Raw genomic sequence first — 17,428 nt, forward strand, 5'->3', positions numbered from 1 at the left:
TACAGATCGTGGTTGTTACGGTCCCAACCCAACACCACGGCGCCGACAAACCCCAACGCGGCCCCGTTCTGCGGGGTTTCGGCGTGTTGCGGCGTCCGTCGCGCTGCCCCGGCTGGCGGTGAGTGAGCCACCTTCCGAGCCCGCAGAATGTGGGTGGCGCACCTCCGGGTCGGCGTGTCGTGGGCGGCTCGCCGAGCGGCGGTCACGGGACCACATTCCGTGCTCAGAATTTGTGGCTGACTCACCGCTGGGCAGGTGCCGATTTCAGCGCGCAGCGGTCAGGGTCGCCTCGACGACCTCGAGCGTCTCGGGCGAGAAGGCGACGATCCGCGCCTCTGTCACGGCCGACTTCGCCGTACGCAACGTGGTGACCGCGGCCAGCGCGGCGTCGTCGAGCGGCCAGCCGTAGATCCCCGAGCTGATGAGCGGGAAGGCCACGGTGGAGGCGCCGAGGGAGTCGGCGACGGCCAGCGCCCGCGCATAGCAGGAGACGAGCAGCTCGCGGTCGCCCGGATAGCGGGGCCCGACGGTGTGGATCACCCACTGGGCAGGCAGGAGACCGGCCGTCGTCCAGCCTGCGTCGCCCGTCGCCGGGCCGTCGGGAAACCGGGCGATGCAGTCATCGAGGATCGCCCGACCGCCGGCTCGGTGGATTGCGCCGTCGACGCCCCCGCCACCGCGCATGCGGTTGTTCGCGGCGTTGACGATCGCGTCGACGTCCTGCGTGGTGATGTCGCCGAGGACTGCGGTGACTCGAGTCATGTCTCCACTATCGCGCGACGAGCGCGGAGCGCCCAGCGTGGGAGATCCGGACGTTTACGTCGGTGACAGGGCTCGTCGCCAGTCACGTTGGTGTTCGCTGATGAACTCCTTGGTGCCGAGCCAATGCTGGCCATGATCGTCCGCGTACATCGATCCCCGGGGCTCGCGTCCGCCCTCGTGGGATCGCTTCAGCAATTCGTACATGGCTGCGGCACGCTCGGCCATGGTTGCCGGTAGCGCCGACCGCAGTGCGTGATCCGCGCCGTATCCATCCACGAAGGCGGCAAGACGCTCTGCTGCGGAGCCGGGCTGTTCCTCGGGAAATAGATGGCCGAAGGAGATTGCCGCGTACGCGAGGTCCCAAAGTCGCGTTGAAGGTCCGGCGCCGTCCCAGTCTATGAAGACGAGCCGATCACCGTCGATGATGAGATTCCATGTCGCCAGATCGTTGTGGCACAACAGCTCCGGTTGCTCGACTGGCAGGAGCACATCCCAGTCGTCCGGGAAGGGCAGACCGACACTGGCGTCATGGATGGAACGCACGAGTTCCCCAACAGCGTGGACCACATCGACGTCGAGTGGAGCCCGGTCTATTGCGAGTTCGCCGGGGATGAGCTCGAGGACCAAGCGGCCGTGATCATCCCGCCCGTGGACGTCTGGCAAATCGATACCTCGTCGTCCAAGGGCATCCATGTACGCCACCGTGTCGCCTGTCGTCGCGAGCCACGGTTTGCGAGATCGTGGTGCCGATCCGAAAGACCCGGCTCGAGGTGTTTCCCCCAGTCAGGCGCTCTTCCGCACCATCGTCACGGTCCATGACCGTCACGGTACAGGCTCGAACACAGCTGTCCTGCACCCGCCGTAGGGCGCGGGTGGCGGCATGATCGGATGGTCGCCCGCACTCGCCAGACACGTCTAGATGCCCGAGCGCTGTCCTGACAGGGCACGATGGTCCGCGTGATCACGCCAGAAGATGCCGTGGCGCTCGCCCTCGACGTCGCAAAGAGTGGTCTGGCTGCCGGAGAGATGCCGATCGGTGCCGTCGTGCTGAGTGGCGAGCTCGTCCTCGGGAAGGCGTTCACTCAGGAGCGAACGCTCGGGCGCCGGATCGTGCATGCCGACCTCATCGCGCTCGAGCAGGCCGATGCGATGCTCGGCTTCGCTCGGACGGAGGAGCCGCTCGTTCTGGCGGTCAACCCGGAGCCCTGCATCATGTGCCTCGGCGCCGCGGTCACGCTCGGTGTTGAACGCGTCTACTACGCCTTGGAATCCCCGAACGACGGGGGCGTCGACCTATTGGCGAAGTGGCATCCGCCGGTTGAACAGCCGTTCTTTTCCAAACCCACTGACATCCGCTCGGGATTCCATCGCACCCGCTCGCAGCAATTGTTCCGGCACTATGCCGACGGCAGCGGTCCGGCAGGGATGCGCCGATGGGCGGCAGGACTCGCTGGTCTTTGAACGCCCTCAATTCGACAGTTGAGTGCGCACCATGAAACGTGCACGTCTCGTGTTGGTCTACGTGCGCCCGGTGAAGCGGTAGTCGCCGTTAGGGAGTTGTTGGGCTCTTCACAATCCGGGGTGTAGTCGGGGTCTGAAGCCGCCGGACTCGAGCAGGGATCGGGCGATGTAGTTGGTGAGGTTGCGGAATCCGAGGGCAGAGCCGCGGAGGTGTTCGAGCCCGCCGTTGATCGCTTCGGTGGGTCCGTTGCTGGTGCCGGGTCTGTCGAAGTAGGCCAAGACGTCGTCGGCGCGCTTCTTCAGGGTCCGTCCCAGCGTGACGAGCTCGCTCAGCGCGGCCGGGACGCCGTGGCTGATCGACTCGATCAGCTTGACCATCAGCGCGGCCCCTTGGGCCGGTCGGGCTCGCGGTAGGCGGCGATCATGCGCTGGTAGATCCACCGGGTCACCTCGACCTCGACGTGGTCCTCGACCCCCAACAGGGCGTTCAGGCGGTCGTGCTGCTTGTCGGTGAGCAGGCCGGCGCCAGTGTGCAGCGTCCGGCGTGCACGGTAGAGCGGGTCGTCCTTGCGGCCGCGGTGCCCATGGATGGCCTGCTGTACCCGGCGGCGGCACTGGTCCAGCGCGTCGCCGGCCAGACGGACCACGTGGAACGGATCCATCACCGCGACCGCGTCGGGCAGTTCCTCGGTGGTGGCGGTCTTGAACCCGGTGAACCCGTCCATCGCGACGACCTCCACACGGTCGCGCCGGGACTGCTCGCGATCGGCCAGCCGGGTCTTGAACGCCTGTTTGGAGCGTCCCTCGACCATGTCCAGCAGCCGCGCTGGGCCGGTGCCGTCACGGATCCCGGTCAGGTCGATGATCACCGTGACGTACTTGTCGCCGTGCCCGGTGTGTCTCCACACGTGCTCGTCCACGCCGATCGCGCTCACGCCGTCGAGCCGGGCGGGGTCATCGATCAGAACACGCTTGCCCTCGGCCGGGGACGGCGTCGTTGGCGGTGTTCCACGCGACCCCGAGACCTTCGGCGATGCGGGCGACCGTGAGGTGCTGACGCACGATCCCTTCCAACGCCCACCGCAGCCCGCGGCGCGACAGCTTCGCCCCGGGCTCGGCCGCGCGGACTGGTGTCTTGGCGCCACCCATGTCGGCAACCGGTGCAGCTGTAGCGGCGCACCGTGACCAGCAGCGTCGTTGGTCGCCAGCCCAGCGGCTCGTGGGCTAGACGACGGATCACGGTGTCGCGCGGCACGCCCTCGCAGCCGCAGCGACGGCACCACTGGTCGGGCTCGAGGACCCGGCACGCGAGCACCGCCCGGTCGGGCTCGAGGCGTTGGCCGGTGACTTCGCCTCGATCCACCGATGAGCAGGGGCTGACTGGTCGGGGTCGCTGACGACGGGTCATCGGGTGTGTGGGCGTGGCCATCCGTCTGGCCTCGCTGCCGGGTTGTTCCGGGTTGGTCTTCGTGCCGGTCTCGGCTGGGGTGGTCAGGCCGTCGGTGTTGGTGGTGGGCGTCCGCAGGCCCGGGTGAACAGGTCGCTCCAATCTGTCTCCCGGGGCCAGTGCGCCGGGAGGTGCAAGGTCACCCGGCGTGCGGAGGACGCGACCCGGGCCGGCACCGTGATGACTTTGCGACGGATCGTCGCGGTCGTGGCCTTGGCCAGCCCGGGGCTGGTCAGGGTCGCGGCGGCTCAGGGTCAGGTTGAACGCCATCACGGCCAGCACGAGCCGGGCTGCGTTGGCGGCGAACTTGCCCGAAGGCAGGTGCGCCAGCGCGGAGTGCTTCAGATCGGCGTGGACCTGCTCGATGATCGCGTGACCACGGTGGGTCTTGTCCGCGGCCACGGTGTCGGCCACGGCCGGGTCGGTGGTGGTGAAGAACGCGTGGAAGCGCCGTGTGTCGAACAACGTCTCCTGCCCTGCGTTCTTGCCCGGGTTGAGGTCCGGGATCCGGCGCACCACGAGCCGTCCGGGGACCTGCTCGGCCTTCTTCTTCGAAGTGAACGCGGTGAACCCAATCTCGGAGACCTCGGCGCGAGAGACCCGGGTCTGGGTCTGCTCGTCGAAGACCGCGTCGGTGTACTCGATGGGAGTCCACGCATCGTCACCGATGCTGGCGATCGCCGCCTTGACCTTGGGATCCATCCGGACGGTTACCGACACATCGGCGCCGCCGCGGATCGCGGCACCAACGGTGGCGTGGCCGTAGAACGCGCTGTCGGCACGCACCAACACCTTGGCCGAGGACAACGAGGCGACCGTCTTCAACGCGTCCGCGACCAGCTCGGCCGCGCCCCTGCGGCGAACCACACGAGCCCTTCCGCAGTCGCTGAGCCACGATCACCGGTGCGGACTGGGTTGTGGTCGCCGTGGCGAGGAGTGCGTTGAGTCCGCGGACGCCGGAGTAGCCGTAGCCCGAACCCTGCTTGGCGTAGCCGTGGACCTCGATGATGGTGTCGTCGATGTCGAGCATCACCCGCTCAGCGGTGCCAGCCGAGGAGACGACCAGCGGGGTCCGGGCTGCCAGCCGGCCCAGGAACCGGGAGGCCACGGCGTCGAGCTGACGGACGTGACCGAAGGTGAACGACCGCAAGAACGAACCCAGCGTTGAGGGTGCGTAGGCGTTGGTGAAGACCCGGCCCATCCCGCCGTGACGCAACAGCGCCATGTCGTCGATGGAGTCGGCGCCAGCGACCATCCCGGCGACCAGCGAGGTGACCTTCAAGCCGGCGTTGGCGCCCTTGTCGGTCGGCACGCTCAGATGCGTGTGAGCGAGTTCTCGGAGCCCGGCGGACCGGGCGAGAGTCAGGACCGGGACCAACCCGGCGGACGACACGAGATTCGGATCGTCGAACACCGCTGAGGTCGCGGCCGACGTGTGGCAAAGTTGCATCTACGAGATGCCCTTCGTACTTGGTGGAATTGGGACCCTGAAGAAGTCCGATTTTCCCAGCACGTAAGGGCATTCTCACTTCACGACGCGCTCACAACCCCAAGTTCATCGGTGGATCGAGGCTTCGAGGCCGAGTTCGTCGAGTCGACAGAACGTGGTCAGGTCAGGGCGCGCGAAGGTAGCGTCAGGCATGTCGAGGTCTTCTGGATGGGCGGCGTAGGAACCTCCATCATCGGGAGACCTCGACGTCTACCTGGCCACCGGCCCCACAGCAGGGGCTACACCGTCATCTGTGAAGAGCCGGTATGTCGATCTGCAACTATGGGTTCCATGGGAGCCCTATCCTTCGACCACGAGACGGCGGAAACGCGGCGATGATCTGGACCGTCAGCACGGTGAAGGACACCCCGGCAAACCTCGAACGCTTCGTGGAGCGCAATCTCGCCGGAGGCGCCGACCACGTCGTCGTTTTCGTTGATGACGACGACGCCGAGGCGCTGGATTACCTCGCGAATCATCCGCACACGACGGGGGTTGCGGCCCTGAGTTGGTGGGGCGAGAGCCGACCTGCGGCGCTAAATAGTCGTCAGCGCATCGCGGCCAACGCGGTGCGTGCAATCGCAGCGGATCTAGGCGATGTCGATTGGCTCTTTCACCCGGACGGCGACGAGACTCTCCAGTCGATACGGCCCGAATTTCGACACTTAGCCTCGAGGTGCGGGCCGTGCGTCTCGACGTGCTGGAGTCGGTGGCCGAATGGGACCCGCTGCCGGCGCACGCAAACCTCTTCAAGCGGAAGCTCACCAAGAAGGAGTTGCGGGTGCTGGTCACCCGTGGACTAGTCGAACGCCCTCGAAACGACCACTACTTCCACGGCCACGTCAGCGGCAAAGTCGGGATTCGCCCAGCGCACGATGTGTGGCTGGGAATCCACAGAGCAATGGATTCGCAGCGAGAACCGATCGACGTTCGAGGCTCCGTGGCTGCGAATGCTCCACTACGAGTCGGCGTCTGGTCCGGACTTCGTGCGAAAGTGGCGCAACTTGCTCGAATCCGGGACGGAGGCCAGTATCCGGACGGCGCGCCCCCAATAGCCGATGCATTTCAGGCCGAAATCGATGCCGAAGCAACTGATGGGCAGGGGCTTAAGAGTGTCTTCCAACAAACAACCGCGGACGACGTGGAGACCCTGAGGGTGTTGGGCTACTTGGAGGAGATAGATCCCCTGAAGCACGGCCACGTGCCTACGGCGTATGCGAAGCAAGACGCTTTGCTCTACCAGCTCCGCGGACTGATCTCAGAAGACAAGCGTGTCTTTGAGCCTGAGCGCGATGTAATGGAAGTGCGCGAAGTGCTCCGACGCGCAGCAGGTTGACCTCACATCCGAGCGGGAGACGGACGCACTGACCTGATCAAGGGCTCGCGCGCCAGAAAGATACTCTTCCTGTCTGGTCTCGTTTTCGTCGGATTGGCCCTAGATTCGAGCGTTGCGGGCGTTGTCAAGCTGTCTGGAGTCGTTCGGCGGCGATCTTGCGTTCCTCGGGGAGGTTGATCCCCACGACTCCGGCTGGCGCCGGTGTCGATGGGGGTCTGCGAAATCGTTCGGGGTGGGCGTTGTAGTAGGCGTGCTGAACGCGTGCTCTTTGAGCCCATCGGTCGCGCCAGTGCCGTCGTGGACTTCGTCGGGTGAGAACAGCGCGATGCCGGAGTGCTTATGGTCCGCGTTGTACCGGGGCACGTACCAGTCCATGTAGGCACGGGCTTCGTCGAGTGTGGCGAAGATTCCCGGGTAGTTCGGGCGGTACTTCATGGTGCGGAACTCTGACTCCGAGAACGGGTTGTCGTTGGAGACCCGGGGACGATTGTGCGTCTGGGCCACGCCGAGCGGGCCGAGCAGGTCCGCCAGCAGGGTCGAACGCATTGCCGGACCGGAGTCGGCGTGCACCGCGTCGGGCAGACCGTGATCGGCGAACGTCGGTGAACATCTCCACCGCGAGGTGGTCGGCCTCGCGGTCCTCAACCCGGTAGCCGACCAGCTTGCGCGAGTAGATGTCGATGATCGAATAGGCCTTGAACGCCACACCTCGCCATGGGGAGCGAAGGTCGGTGATATCCCGGGACCACACCTGCCCGGGCCCGGTCGCTTCCAACACCGGCGCCGAACGAGGCGTCTTCGACTGCCGTCTGGTCGGCGCGAGTGGCCGCACGGACTGGTCTGGGATTTGGGCGGCAATCCGCCACCGGGTCCGGCGCGAGGCAAGCATCACCCCGTCGTCCCACGCAGTAGCGAACGCGTTGTCGACCGAGACTCCGTCCACCCAGCCCGCCGTGATCCGCTCGGTGACGAGCTCGCGGTCGGCGGCGCTGATACGCGAGGTGTAGGCCCGCTCGGCCTGCGGGACGGGCGCGGTAACCCGGGGGCGTGGACGTTGTCGGTAGTGAAGCGCCCCGGGTTCTCGGCCGTTCCTATACGGGGTGCGGCTCTCGGTTGAGAGCAGCGTAGTGGGCTTGCTCGAACTCGATGGGCGGGACATTGCCCAGCGAGCCATGGAGCCTTCGGACGTTGTACCAATCGACCCAGCCGGCGGTGGCGTACTCGACGTCGGCGATGGTCTTGTAGGGCCCGTCGTGGAAGACCGTGGTGCGGATGCACTCGGCCTTGTAGAGACCGTTGATCGTCTCCATCAGGGCGTTGTCGTACGCGTCGCCGACAGTGCCGATCGAGGGCCGTATCTCCTCGAGCGCGAGGTGCTCGGTCAGTCGAAGACTCGTGTATTGCGACCCGGCATCCGAGTGATGAGTAGTGCCACGTCGAACGCGACAGCCCCGTCAGCGTCAGCGCCTGCCGCTGCGACCCGGTCGCCGTGGACAGCTCGGTAACCGGGGTGTTCTCCGCACTCAGGAATCGGAGGGATCGCTCGTCGTCGGGGGCGCGACGGGCTCTTGCTCGTTCATCGAGTGCAAGAGCCCGATAGCTTTTCCCAACGCACCGTTGGTCTCCTCGAGCTCACGGATCCGCGCGTTCAGGCGCTCAACCTCGGCCTCATGCGCGGTGCGTTCCTTGGCATGATGCCTCTCCAAAGCCGCGCTGGCCGGGTGGGATCTTCACAGGACTACTGTCCCGCGGGACCAATCCCCGGTCGAGATCGCCGTCGAATACCGCCAGCCGCCACCTCCTCAGCCGGTCGTAGGACACGCCCCGGGCAGCCAGCCACGCGCCCTTGCCTCCGTATGGCTCAGCGGTGTACTCGTGCACAAACTCGCGGATCTCTTCAGCCGTGAACCCCGCGCTGATCGACACAACCCCGCCCTCCTCTGACTGTCGCGAACTGACTCACGATCAGCCCGGCGCAGAGGGTTGCCGACAGTTGTGCGCGGTTGTGCATGAGTGTCGCGGGGCCGGCCCGGTGAGCCGACCCCGCGACGTAGTAGTGCCCGGCGGCCGCTCCTCGAGTTCGAGCAGCTACGTCAGTAGTTGATCGTCCCGCTTATGATTCGGTGCCCGTCCCCGAGCGGGTTGTCCCAATAGGTGTCCTCCACGCTGTAGTTCGGCCGGTCCGCGAAGATGTAGTCCCACTTCTTGGTTTCGCCTGTCGTCGAGTTCCAGACGGTCCACGGGGCGGCCGCGTTCCGGGAAAGCAACCTCCTTGTACCGGGTGTAAAGGGAGTCCAGCACGGGAGTCGTCGGGATCATGTTGAGGTCGCCCGTGAACACCGCCGCCACGTTGTCGTCGTTGGAGAAGTTGTGGAGCCATGCCTTCGCTTCGTTGAGCTGCTGGTCCCGCGCGGTCGAGTCGGTCGCGGAGAGGTGTGTCGTGCACACCTTGAGCGGCTGCGAGGCACCCGACACGATGCCGGCAACGTCAACACACGTGAGCCTAAAGTCCTTGCCCGAGCCGTCACCGGAGAGCACGAGCTTCTGCTCGTTGGTCATTACGACCGTCGGGCGGGCGAGGATCGCCTGCCCCTTGTCTCGGCCAATGCACGCGTTGCCGTCGTTCTCGCCCCACGTCGTCATGGGCGTGAACACGCCCCACCAACCCCACTCGTTGTGCCACCTGTCGAACTCCGAGCGGCAGATTTCCTGCATCGTGACAACCTTGGGCCTGCGTCGCGTCGACGGCAATCGCCACATAGGCAGAGTCTCCGGTCTTGCCGGCCGACGATCCGACGTTGGCCCGGACGATCCTGAGCTGCCCGGTCACGTCGGCGTGAGCTGGCGCCCGGGTGCTCGTGAGCAAAGCGGCCGGCATGAGCAACGCCGCCAGCATTGCGAAGACAGACTTGAAAACACGTTGCATTTGTTGCTCCTAAATGGGGTTGTTGTGGTGCTCGGTCTATCCGTGGACACCGGCAGAGGCCCGCCGGGTGTGGCTGGCGCGGGGTGCGTTGCCCAGAGGCCGCGGGGCAGCGGGGTTGGTCACAAGCAGGTGGAGGGATTTGCCGTTCATCCGGCTCCGGGGCGAGTTGATGTCAAACCCGTAGCTGGTCGAGTCCCGCTTGGTCGGGAGGAAGCAGTCGGTGTGAAGCGTCCCGAAGTGCCCATTCGGATGGGCGAGGACGGCACGAACGTTCTTGTCGCCCGTGGCCCGTGCCGAGTAGCAGGTCGCGCTCGGGGCACGCAGCAGAGCCGAGCGGCGGCGGGCGGCACGCTCCACGTGAGCATGGTCAGGTCTGCTCGGGCGGCCGAGACGTCCGCGACGATCTCTGCAGGTGGCCCCGTGGTGCGCCGCTGTGGCGTGGGGTTGAAGTCACTGGCGAACCGGATGAGGTCGGTCCGCACATAGAAGATCCACCGGGGGTAGCCCCGGCGCTTTGCTCCAGTGTTCGCGGTTGGATGCGACTCGCGGATGATCTGCCAAGCCGTGTTGGGATCGCCGATTGCGCACACCATTTCGCAGGAACGGGCGGGCCCGATCAGTGACCGGTCCACGTCTACGGCGCCGCGGGTCGTGGTGGCCGCGGCGTCCCAGTGCCGGCGGGGGTCTGGCCGGTGACGAGGTGGCGCCGCCAGTCGGGGCGGGCGAAGACCACGTACCAACGGCCCCTTCGCCGCCCGACGGGAGCTCCAGGGACCCAGAAGCCGCACCGGCGCTAGCCCCGGTGATTCATGACGGCAGTGACGACGTCGCCGCGGTCTGAGGTGAGCCGGTGGTCGTCTGCGGGTACGACGCTGAGCCGGCTGGCGCTGCCGGGCTGCGGGTCTCCGGGTCGTGATCTCGTGGCGGACGGGCGGGTCAGGCTGGTGGTGGAATCGCTGCGATGTTCGCGAAGATCGCGACGATCACGGTCGCCCACGGCCGGGACTTGGGAACCCGGAGCCGTCTTCGGCGGGCGCCGTGGGTGAGTCGGGCCGGGACGTGGAGGAAGCGGTAGCGCAACGCTTTGGGTTCACAGCCTGCGAGGATCTCGGCGTCGCCGACAAGGGCGAGCATGCGGGTCCACGCGACGAGGTCGGCGGCGATCATCACCGCGGTCAGCCGGGCTCGGTTGATCTTGAACTCCCTCGACGGGAACCGCCCCGGGCCGGTGTCCTTGGCGTGCCGGATCCGGTCCTCGACTCGAGCGTGAGCACGATGCCGGGCTTCGAGGAACGCCAGCTGCACGCCGGGCTGGACGGGGGTGTTGGTGGCGATCGTCTGGTAGCGCCAGCCGTCACGCTCTTCGAACAACGAGAGTTGGGCGCCGGGGTGGGGGCGTTCGCGGCGCACGATGATCCGCATCCCCGCGGGCCAACTGGACAGGTCGAGCAGCCCGGTCAGTTCCGCGACGTCGCCGCCCTCACGGACGCCGCCGTCGGCATCGGACGCGGCCGTCCAGACGTCCTTGGGGACGAGCTTGATGGCGTCGCGGATCTTCTCGGTGACCGCGAACCCCACGGAGTACTCAACCCGGCGGCCACGGATCTTGCCTTGTTCGGTCAGCCAGTCCAGGGAGCTTGTGGGAGGAACCTGCACCGTCGGCGCGGATCAGCAGGTCTTTGCGATACGCGACCGGGATCTGGGCGATCGCGTCGGTGAGGACCGTGATGTGGTCGGCGGCGGTGTTCGAACCGGCCTTCCCGGTCCGCAGTTGCGCGGCCGGGAACTCTTGGCTGTTGTCGCACCACACGCCGAGCGGGTGGAAGCCGAAGGTCTTCTTGAACGTGGGCGAAGCGTTCTCTTTCTCGGAGTGTGCGACCACGATGGTGGCGTCGATGTCGAGCACGACCGTCGCGCCGAGGTCGGTCCCGGCAACCCGGGACGCTGGCAACCCGCCGGGCAGCTGTGCCCAAACGTGGCGCCGGGCGCGGGCACGCGCGGTGGCGATCTTCTTCAACCGGCCCGGCGTGACCTCGTCCGGGGTCCGCCACACCGTCGGGGGCGACGCGACCGGGCCGAGAACTGGAGCCCGGTGGCGCAGCACGTCGATATCAGCGATCGCCTCACCACCATCGGCAAGCATCACCGCGACATCGACCGGGACCCGACCGCGGTCGTGGACCGGGGAGAACGAGCGCCGCACCATCGCCTTCGACAACTCGGTCGTGAGGCCGGTCCGATCGGCCAGAAGACGGAGCCCGACACTGCCCGCGTGAGCCACCACGCCGACACCATCGGCAGATACGGACAAGCCAGCAGACCACGAAGTACGCTTCACCTACGGAGTGCCTTCCACGTTGGAGATCTTGAGTCGTCGTAAACCCAAGTTTCCCCTGCGGGGGTAGGCACTTCCGTGTTTCTACGCGCCGATCAGGCCGCTGCCTCGTGAACGATCCGGGCTAGTGGGGTAAACCCCCTCACGAGCAGCCTTACGACGATCTGGACAACACCGAGCAGACTTCTCTTCACCTGAGTCCCCCACAGGTTGGATGTCATCGGCACTTCCCGTGTGCGCCAAAGACGCGGGCAGCCAACCATTGCTCCCGCCTGCTGCGCTATGACCCGTTCTGACTATTGACTTTGAACCCCGACTCAGATTCGAGCACGCACTTGCGCCAGCGGCACGTCGTGAGTCACTTCAGGTCAACGGTGACGCAAGCAGCCCACGATGATGACCATTCCGCAGTGACGCCGGTTAGTTAGGTTCAGGCTGTCGACGTGGGGAGCTCGAGCGGTCTATGCCGATGATTTCGGCGACCGGCTCGAGTGCCTGAAGCGGTAGAGGGTCCTGTACGCCGGTGGCCCGGCAATAGGTGGGTCCTTCGATCGTTTTCGTCGCTCCTGAAACAGGGTCGTAGCTCGTCGGCGCCTACGTCTGTCGGTGCTGAGTGTTCTCATGGTGGCTCAAGCAGTCCATCAAGCACGACGATTGGGAAACAAGGAGCACCATGGTTCAGGCGATGGGCATCCTCCCTCGAGGCGACGACCGCGAGGTCCTCTACGGCAACCCGCGCACCTGCGGCTACTTCATCGGGGTGAAGCTATCCGGAGGGATCGATCGATCCTCGGCTGAGCAGTGGCTTGGCCGCATCGATTCACTCGTCGACGCCCTCGTGGCTCTGGAGGATCCCGAGGCCGGCAAGGACAAGGGCGCCAAGGTGGCGGCGGTAGCGGTCGGCTTCGCTCCCTCGTTCTTCATCACGAATGGGATGCCCCGGTGGTCGCCGCCAGTCGAGCCGCCGGTTGGCTTCCCCATGACCGGCGTGGTGAGCCCGCTTCGCAGCGGCATCCTGCAGCAAGTGCCGCCGGTCGACGTCGATGTCCTCTTCTACGTTGCCTCGGTCTATGAGGCACGGGTAAAACTGTTCCCGGCGGGATTGGACCAGTCGCCCGAGGTCGAGCGGATCACGCTGGAGCGTGGTTACCAGCGACTCGACGAGACGGAGCACTTCGGCTATCGGGATGGCGTTCGCAATGTGATGCCTCGAACCGAGCGCTCCGAGGTCGCGTTCGTGCACCGCGATCGTCGCGAACTCGACGAACCAGCCCGGGCGGACGGTGACAGCTACATGGCCTACCTCAAGATTCGCCGGGACCTCGACGTGTTCGGCCAACAGCCTCCCCGAACAGCAGGACGCGATCATCGGACGGCGTCGAGACGGCGCCCGCCTCGACCTCGAAGGTGTTCAACCGGGCCACGAGCCGACCGACGCCCCCAACTCGCTTCCCCCTTCCTCGCATGTCGCGAAGTCCGGCCCGCGCGGCCGTCACGACGACAATCAAATCTTCAGGCGTGACCTGCCGTATATGGAGACCACACCTGACGGCAAACTTGAGGTCGGCCTGCAGTTCTGCTCCTTCCGGGCCACGCTCGACCAGTTTGACGTGGTCTTCAATGACTGGTGCCTCGAAAGCAACTTCCCGATTCAGGGAGCCGGTCCTGATGCCCTGCTGGATCCAGCACGCGGGCTGACCCGTGTGCTGCGAGCAGGCCTCTTCTTCGTGCCGCCCTATCAAGAGGGTGGTCTCGTCGCCGCTGTCTTCGCGCAACCGATGGCGGAGCGGAAGCAGCCAGTTGTTGGGTGAGGTAGCGGGTGTCGTGGGCTCGGTGGTGGTGGTGGTGGCAGCAGAGGAGGGCGGCGTTGTCGAGGTCTGTTTTGCCGCCGGCGGACCGGGCGTGGGGGTGGTGGGTTTCGCACCGGGCGGCGGGGATGGTGCAGCCGTCGGTCTGGCATTGGTGGTGCTGGATCCGGATGGCCTTGCGTTGGGCGGCGGTGTGGAGCCGGCGGGATCGGCCGAGGTCGAGGATCTCGGACTTGCCGCTGAGGACGGCGGGCAGGATCTTGGCCCGGCAGGCGAGCCTGCGGGCCTGTCCGGCGGTGATGGTGTCGCCGGTGTCGAGGGTCGCGACGCCGGACTTCTCCAATGACGCGGTGAGTTGGTCGAGGTTGAGGTGGACGGTGACGGTGGTGGCGGTGCCGCCGTGGGTGGGGAGCACGTCGGCGGGGAGTGCTTCGAGGAGGTCGCCCAACGCGAGGCCGAGGAGTCTGGCGGTGGGGATGCGTTCGCCGTCGTTCTCGGAGGCGGTGCGTCGGGGTGAGGCGAAGGCTTCGAGGTAGGTCATGAGCCGGGCGGTGGTGGCGTTGGAGATGATGCCGCCGATCCGGTTGGTGCCGTCGCCGCGCGGGGTGACCGTCAGTCGGGTGTGTTCGGTGGCGCGTTGTTCTTCGCGTTCGAGGGCTTTGCGTTCGGCTTCTTCGCTGAGCTCGGGCGCGACGACTTCGAGGACCTTGCTCGCCGGGCGCTGTAGTTCGGTGGGGGCGAAGTCGTCGGCGAGGCTGATGAGGTGCAGCTCTGCCTGCTCGCGGACCTCGGTCGGGACTTCTTCTGGGAGGTCGTCGAGGGCGCGGGCGATGACGACGGCCCTGGTCGAGGTTGACCCGTCCGTCGAGCACCGCGGCACCCAGTGCACGTGGTCGGTGTCGAGGGACCGGGCGAGGTGGTCGAGGCCGATGCTGGGTCGGTGGTCGTGGCGGGTGGTGGCGGCGTACCAGTGGCCGATGCGTTTGGCGCCGTGTTCGTCGGCGACGTCAGCGGAGGCTGCCATGACGGTGAGCAGGAGTCCTTGGGCGCGGGTGATGAGCGTGGAGAGCTGACGCATCGTGGTGGCTTTGTCGGTGGTGGGGACGAAGGTCGGGTTGAAGGTGGTGGCCTTGTCGAGCTGATCGGAAAGGCTCGCGACAATGTTCAGAAGCGGGTGCTGGTGAACATTGTCGTGGGTGGTGTCCATGACGTGATTCTACGCCTGAAAAGCATAGATTAAAACAGGTGTTCGAGTTATCCACAGGCGAATTCGTGCATTCCGATATCCACAGGCATTTCGCCCGAAAGCGGCCCACGATTGATGGTTGCGGGGGTTTCGGAGACGCCGCCGTGAGATGCCATCACGGGGAGGAAGATCTCTCGGAGACGTACAGCCGGAAGAGGAAGTAGGCCGCGAGCGCGCACAACAGATGCCACACCGCGTGACCCCGGAGCAGCGAGCCGGGGGAGCACCAGCCGTGCTGCGACAGGTTCCAGATGAGGAACGCGACCAACATCGACGCCAGCGCCGCGAACCCGAAGCCGATCGTCCGCCGCGTCTCTCCTCGTCGCCACAGCCGCGCCTCCATCACCACGGCGGCGATCAGCAACAGGCCGAACGCCACTTTCCCGGCGTACTGCACGACCGGGATCGGCCGGGTCCACAGTCCCGCGAGCTCGCAGGCCAGCACACACACGGCATAGGCGGCGACGAACGCCGACGTCCCGCGACGGACGAGTCGCACCCGGGCGTACGCCGCGGCGAACCCGGCCACGAGATACATGCTGAGCAGGTCGAGGTGCCCGCCCAGCGAGCTCTGCGTCGCGTGCATGGCGGCGGAGGCGGGGCCGAGGACCACGACGACGCAGGCATAGAACGTCTGGAGGCCGACCGGCATGACACAGGAGGAGCGGCCCCGGGGAGGCGATCGTCAGGCCAGCGACCACGAAGCCGAGGTTCGACCAGCTGTTCGCCGGTTGTCGGACCACGCCCGAACGTGCGATCTCGCAGAAGTTGGCACCGCGCCCTACGTCCGGACCGAGCCAGCCGAAGCCCACGGCGAGCACCAACAGGCCGACGGACACCACCGCGACGACGCCGGTGGCGGCCGGGGGTCGGAGGCGCTGCACGCGGACATCACACCACGCCGGGTCATGGTCTAGATTCCGCTGCGTGAGTGCCCGGGCCCCTTCTGCTGTCATCCTGATCCGCGCCGAACGGTTCACCCCCAACCCCGCGACGGCCGCGGACAACGCCTTCCGGGCCGACGCCCCGGCGGGCCAGTCGGAGGACGCGACCTCCGCCAAGGCGCTGGCCGAGATGGACGCGTTGGCGGCTGCGCTGCGAGACGCCGGCGTCCGGGTCCACGTCTTCGACGACACCGACCACACCCGCCCGGACAGCGTCTTCCCCGAACAACTGGCTCTCCACCCACGCGGGCGGCTACGTCGCGGTCTACCCGATGTATGCGTCCAACCGTCGTCACGAGCGTCGCGCCGACGTCCTCGAGATGCTCAAGTCGGACTACCGCGTCCAGACGATCGTCGACTACTCCGGCCTCGAGCCCGACGGCATCTTCCTCGAGGGCACCGGTGCGATGGTCCTCGACCACGTCTCGCGGGTCGCCTACACCGCGCGCAGCCACCGTGCCGACATCGCCGTCCCGGGAGCGGTTCTGCACCGACTTCAACTACGAGCCGATGGCCTTCGATGCGGTGGACTCGGACGGCGTGCCGGTCTACCACACCAACGTCATCGCCTGCGTCGGCACCGACGTCGCGATGATCGCGCTCGAGATGATCCCCGACGAGACTCGCCGCGAGCAGGTCCGCGAACGCCTGAGCGTCAACGGCCGCAAGGTCGTCGAGCTCACCGAGGAGCAGGTCCGTGAGTTCGCCGGCAACGCCGTCGAGCTCTGTGGTCGTACGCCGGAGGGCAAGCGCCGCTACATCATGGCCATGTCCGCCCGTGCCCGTCGGAGCCTGCGACCCGACCAGATCGCGGTGATCGAGGAGTCCTGCGAGATCGTCGCGGTCGACATCCCCACCATCGAGCTGGCCGGTGGCTCCGTGCGCTGCATGATCGCCGGGGTGCACTCGGACCGGCGTCGGCCCATCGAGGAAGCCGGGCTCACCGAGGCGGTCGAGGCGATCAACGAGGACAACCCGGTCACGCCAGACGGTCGCTACGTCGCCCTCGCCGAGGCCTGACGCTCGCGTGCCTGCCTCCCTGCGCCGGGTCCTGCTGCTGCTCGGCGGCTGCGTGGTCCCGGGCATCGGGGTGGCCATGCTGCTCACCGCCGACCTCGGCTCGGACGGCTACTCCACCCCGGTCAACGGCATCGCGATGCGAGGTGACTGGACCTTCTGGCTCGTCAACATGGCGGTCAGCGTCGTCTTCGTGGCCATGGCCGCCGTACGGCGTGTGCGACCCGGCCCGGGCACGGTGGTCCAGATCGTCGTGGTCGGCGTGACGGTGTCGGTCCTGCTGGACGTGCTGTCGACCCCCGACACCCCGGTCGTGCGAAGCGTGCTGCTGGCCGCGGCGTTCCCGGTCCTCGCCGTCGGGATCGCGGCCTACCTCGGCAGCAACACCGGCGCCGGCCCGGCAGAAGCGGCCGCCCTCGCGTGGGACCCGCCGGTCGCGTTCAGGTGGAGCTACAGCGCGGTCCCGGGGCGGGGAGCACTGGTCGGGTGGCTCCTCGGAGCGACGATCGGCGTCGGCACCATCGGTGTCATCGTGCTGCTGGGGCCGCTGGTCGACCTTGCCAGTCGCCTGCTCCGCCTCGACGTGCACCAAGGGACCGTGGCTGCGGCCGATCGGGCTGACTAGCCGCCGGCGTGCTTGCCACGGGGTCGGGCGGT

At 66.8% G+C, this 17,428-nt stretch carries 13 protein-coding genes and 7 pseudogenes; 9 read left to right on the top strand and 11 right to left on the bottom strand.

Going from position 1 to position 17,428, the window contains the following annotated elements; genetic code table 11:
* Window positions 1–264 precede the first annotated feature (264 nt).
* Both LP418_RS22540 and LP418_RS22545 read right to left on the bottom strand, forming a co-directional pair.
* A complete protein-coding gene (locus LP418_RS22540; protein WP_257953758.1) occupies window positions 265–762 on the bottom strand; it encodes a macro domain-containing protein in 498 nt (165 codons plus the stop codon).
* Window positions 763–816: 54 nt separating this feature from the next.
* Window positions 817–1,455 (bottom strand): phosphotransferase, encoded by a 639-nt coding sequence (locus tag LP418_RS22545; protein WP_257957150.1) that lies wholly within the window; start codon window positions 1,453–1,455, stop codon window positions 817–819.
* A 255-nt stretch (window positions 1,456–1,710) separates the two neighbouring features.
* Between LP418_RS22545 and LP418_RS22550 the strand changes: the two genes are divergently transcribed.
* On the top strand, window positions 1,711–2,223 hold the full coding sequence (locus LP418_RS22550; RefSeq protein WP_257953759.1) for a nucleoside deaminase: 513 nt from the start codon (window positions 1,711–1,713) through the stop codon (window positions 2,221–2,223).
* A gap of 108 nt (window positions 2,224–2,331) precedes the next feature.
* On the opposite strand, the pseudogene LP418_RS22555 reads toward LP418_RS22550, so the two are convergent.
* A pseudogene (locus LP418_RS22555) lies at window positions 2,332–3,571 on the bottom strand (ISL3 family transposase); the annotation flags it as partial.
* Window positions 3,572–3,714: 143 nt separating this feature from the next.
* A pseudogene (locus tag LP418_RS22560) lies at window positions 3,715–5,120 on the bottom strand (IS1380 family transposase).
* Window positions 5,121–5,494: 374 nt separating this feature from the next.
* Between LP418_RS22560 and LP418_RS34255 the strand changes: the two are divergent.
* Both LP418_RS34255 and LP418_RS22565 read left to right on the top strand, forming a co-directional pair.
* Window positions 5,495–5,962 carry a glycosyltransferase family 2 protein gene (locus tag LP418_RS34255; protein ID WP_442939979.1) on the top strand — a complete coding sequence of 156 codons (468 nt, stop codon included), beginning with the start codon at window positions 5,495–5,497 and terminating at the stop codon, window positions 5,960–5,962.
* Window positions 5,845–6,495, top strand: a complete 651-nt coding sequence (locus LP418_RS22565; RefSeq protein WP_257953760.1) for a hypothetical protein — start codon at window positions 5,845–5,847, stop codon at window positions 6,493–6,495. The genes LP418_RS34255 and LP418_RS22565 overlap by 118 nt, the downstream gene beginning before the upstream one ends.
* A 99-nt stretch (window positions 6,496–6,594) precedes the next feature.
* Here the strand turns inward: LP418_RS22565 and LP418_RS22570 are convergent, their stop codons facing one another.
* From LP418_RS22570 to LP418_RS22590, 5 genes and pseudogenes are all read right to left on the bottom strand, one after another.
* The gene (locus tag LP418_RS22570; protein ID WP_257953761.1) at window positions 6,595–7,041 is read right to left on the bottom strand and encodes an integrase core domain-containing protein; all 447 of its coding nucleotides are present in this window, start codon (window positions 7,039–7,041) and stop codon (window positions 6,595–6,597) included.
* A gap of 545 nt (window positions 7,042–7,586) precedes the next feature.
* Window positions 7,587–7,919 (bottom strand): annotated as a pseudogene (locus LP418_RS22575) (integrase core domain-containing protein); the annotation flags it as partial.
* A gap of 664 nt (window positions 7,920–8,583) precedes the next feature.
* Window positions 8,584–9,210: an endonuclease/exonuclease/phosphatase family protein gene (locus tag LP418_RS22580; protein ID WP_257953762.1), complete on the bottom strand. Its 627-nt coding sequence runs from the start codon at window positions 9,208–9,210 to the stop codon at window positions 8,584–8,586.
* A 1,147-nt stretch (window positions 9,211–10,357) separates the two neighbouring features.
* Window positions 10,358–11,759 (bottom strand): annotated as a pseudogene (locus tag LP418_RS22585) (IS1380 family transposase).
* A gap of 817 nt (window positions 11,760–12,576) precedes the next feature.
* Window positions 12,577–13,125 (bottom strand): hypothetical protein, encoded by a 549-nt coding sequence (locus LP418_RS22590; RefSeq protein WP_257953763.1) that lies wholly within the window; start codon window positions 13,123–13,125, stop codon window positions 12,577–12,579.
* Between LP418_RS22590 and LP418_RS34260 the strand changes: the two genes are divergently transcribed.
* Complete coding sequence (locus LP418_RS34260) at window positions 13,040–13,567, top strand: hypothetical protein (RefSeq protein ID WP_442939980.1); 528 nt, start codon at window positions 13,040–13,042, stop codon at window positions 13,565–13,567. The two genes, LP418_RS22590 and LP418_RS34260, sit on opposite strands and share 86 nt — an antisense overlap.
* A gap of 172 nt (window positions 13,568–13,739) precedes the next feature.
* Here LP418_RS34260 and LP418_RS22595 read toward each other — a convergent pair.
* Both LP418_RS22595 and LP418_RS22600 read right to left on the bottom strand, forming a co-directional pair.
* Window positions 13,740–14,771: pseudogene (locus LP418_RS22595) on the bottom strand (DUF222 domain-containing protein); the annotation flags it as partial.
* A gap of 154 nt (window positions 14,772–14,925) precedes the next feature.
* Window positions 14,926–15,462: a ceramidase gene (locus LP418_RS22600; protein WP_257953764.1), complete on the bottom strand. Its 537-nt coding sequence runs from the start codon at window positions 15,460–15,462 to the stop codon at window positions 14,926–14,928.
* Here LP418_RS22600 and LP418_RS22605 point away from each other — a divergent pair.
* The 5 genes and pseudogenes from LP418_RS22605 (at window position 15,461) to LP418_RS22620 (ending at window position 17,396) form a co-directional block, all read left to right on the top strand.
* The gene (locus LP418_RS22605) at window positions 15,461–15,727 is read left to right on the top strand and encodes a hypothetical protein (RefSeq protein ID WP_257953765.1); all 267 of its coding nucleotides are present in this window, start codon (window positions 15,461–15,463) and stop codon (window positions 15,725–15,727) included. The two genes, LP418_RS22600 and LP418_RS22605, sit on opposite strands and share 2 nt — an antisense overlap.
* 10 nt (window positions 15,728–15,737) lie before the next feature.
* Window positions 15,738–15,962, top strand: a pseudogene (locus tag LP418_RS34265) (arginine deiminase-related protein); the annotation flags it as partial.
* A pseudogene (locus LP418_RS34270) lies at window positions 15,901–16,218 on the top strand (arginine deiminase-related protein); the annotation flags it as partial. The pseudogenes LP418_RS34265 and LP418_RS34270, both read left to right, overlap by 62 nt.
* 46 nt (window positions 16,219–16,264) lie before the next feature.
* Window positions 16,265–16,774 carry an arginine deiminase-related protein gene (locus LP418_RS22615; protein ID WP_257953766.1) on the top strand — a complete coding sequence of 170 codons (510 nt, stop codon included), beginning with the start codon at window positions 16,265–16,267 and terminating at the stop codon, window positions 16,772–16,774.
* 7 nt (window positions 16,775–16,781) lie between these two features.
* Window positions 16,782–17,396: a hypothetical protein gene (locus tag LP418_RS22620; protein ID WP_257953767.1), complete on the top strand. Its 615-nt coding sequence runs from the start codon at window positions 16,782–16,784 to the stop codon at window positions 17,394–17,396.
* Window positions 17,397–17,428: the final 32 nt, after the last annotated feature.

It is taken from the genome of Nocardioides sp. B-3, from assembly GCF_024703895.1.
In the GTDB taxonomy this organism is placed as follows: Bacteria; Actinomycetota; Actinomycetes; order Propionibacteriales; family Nocardioidaceae; genus Nocardioides.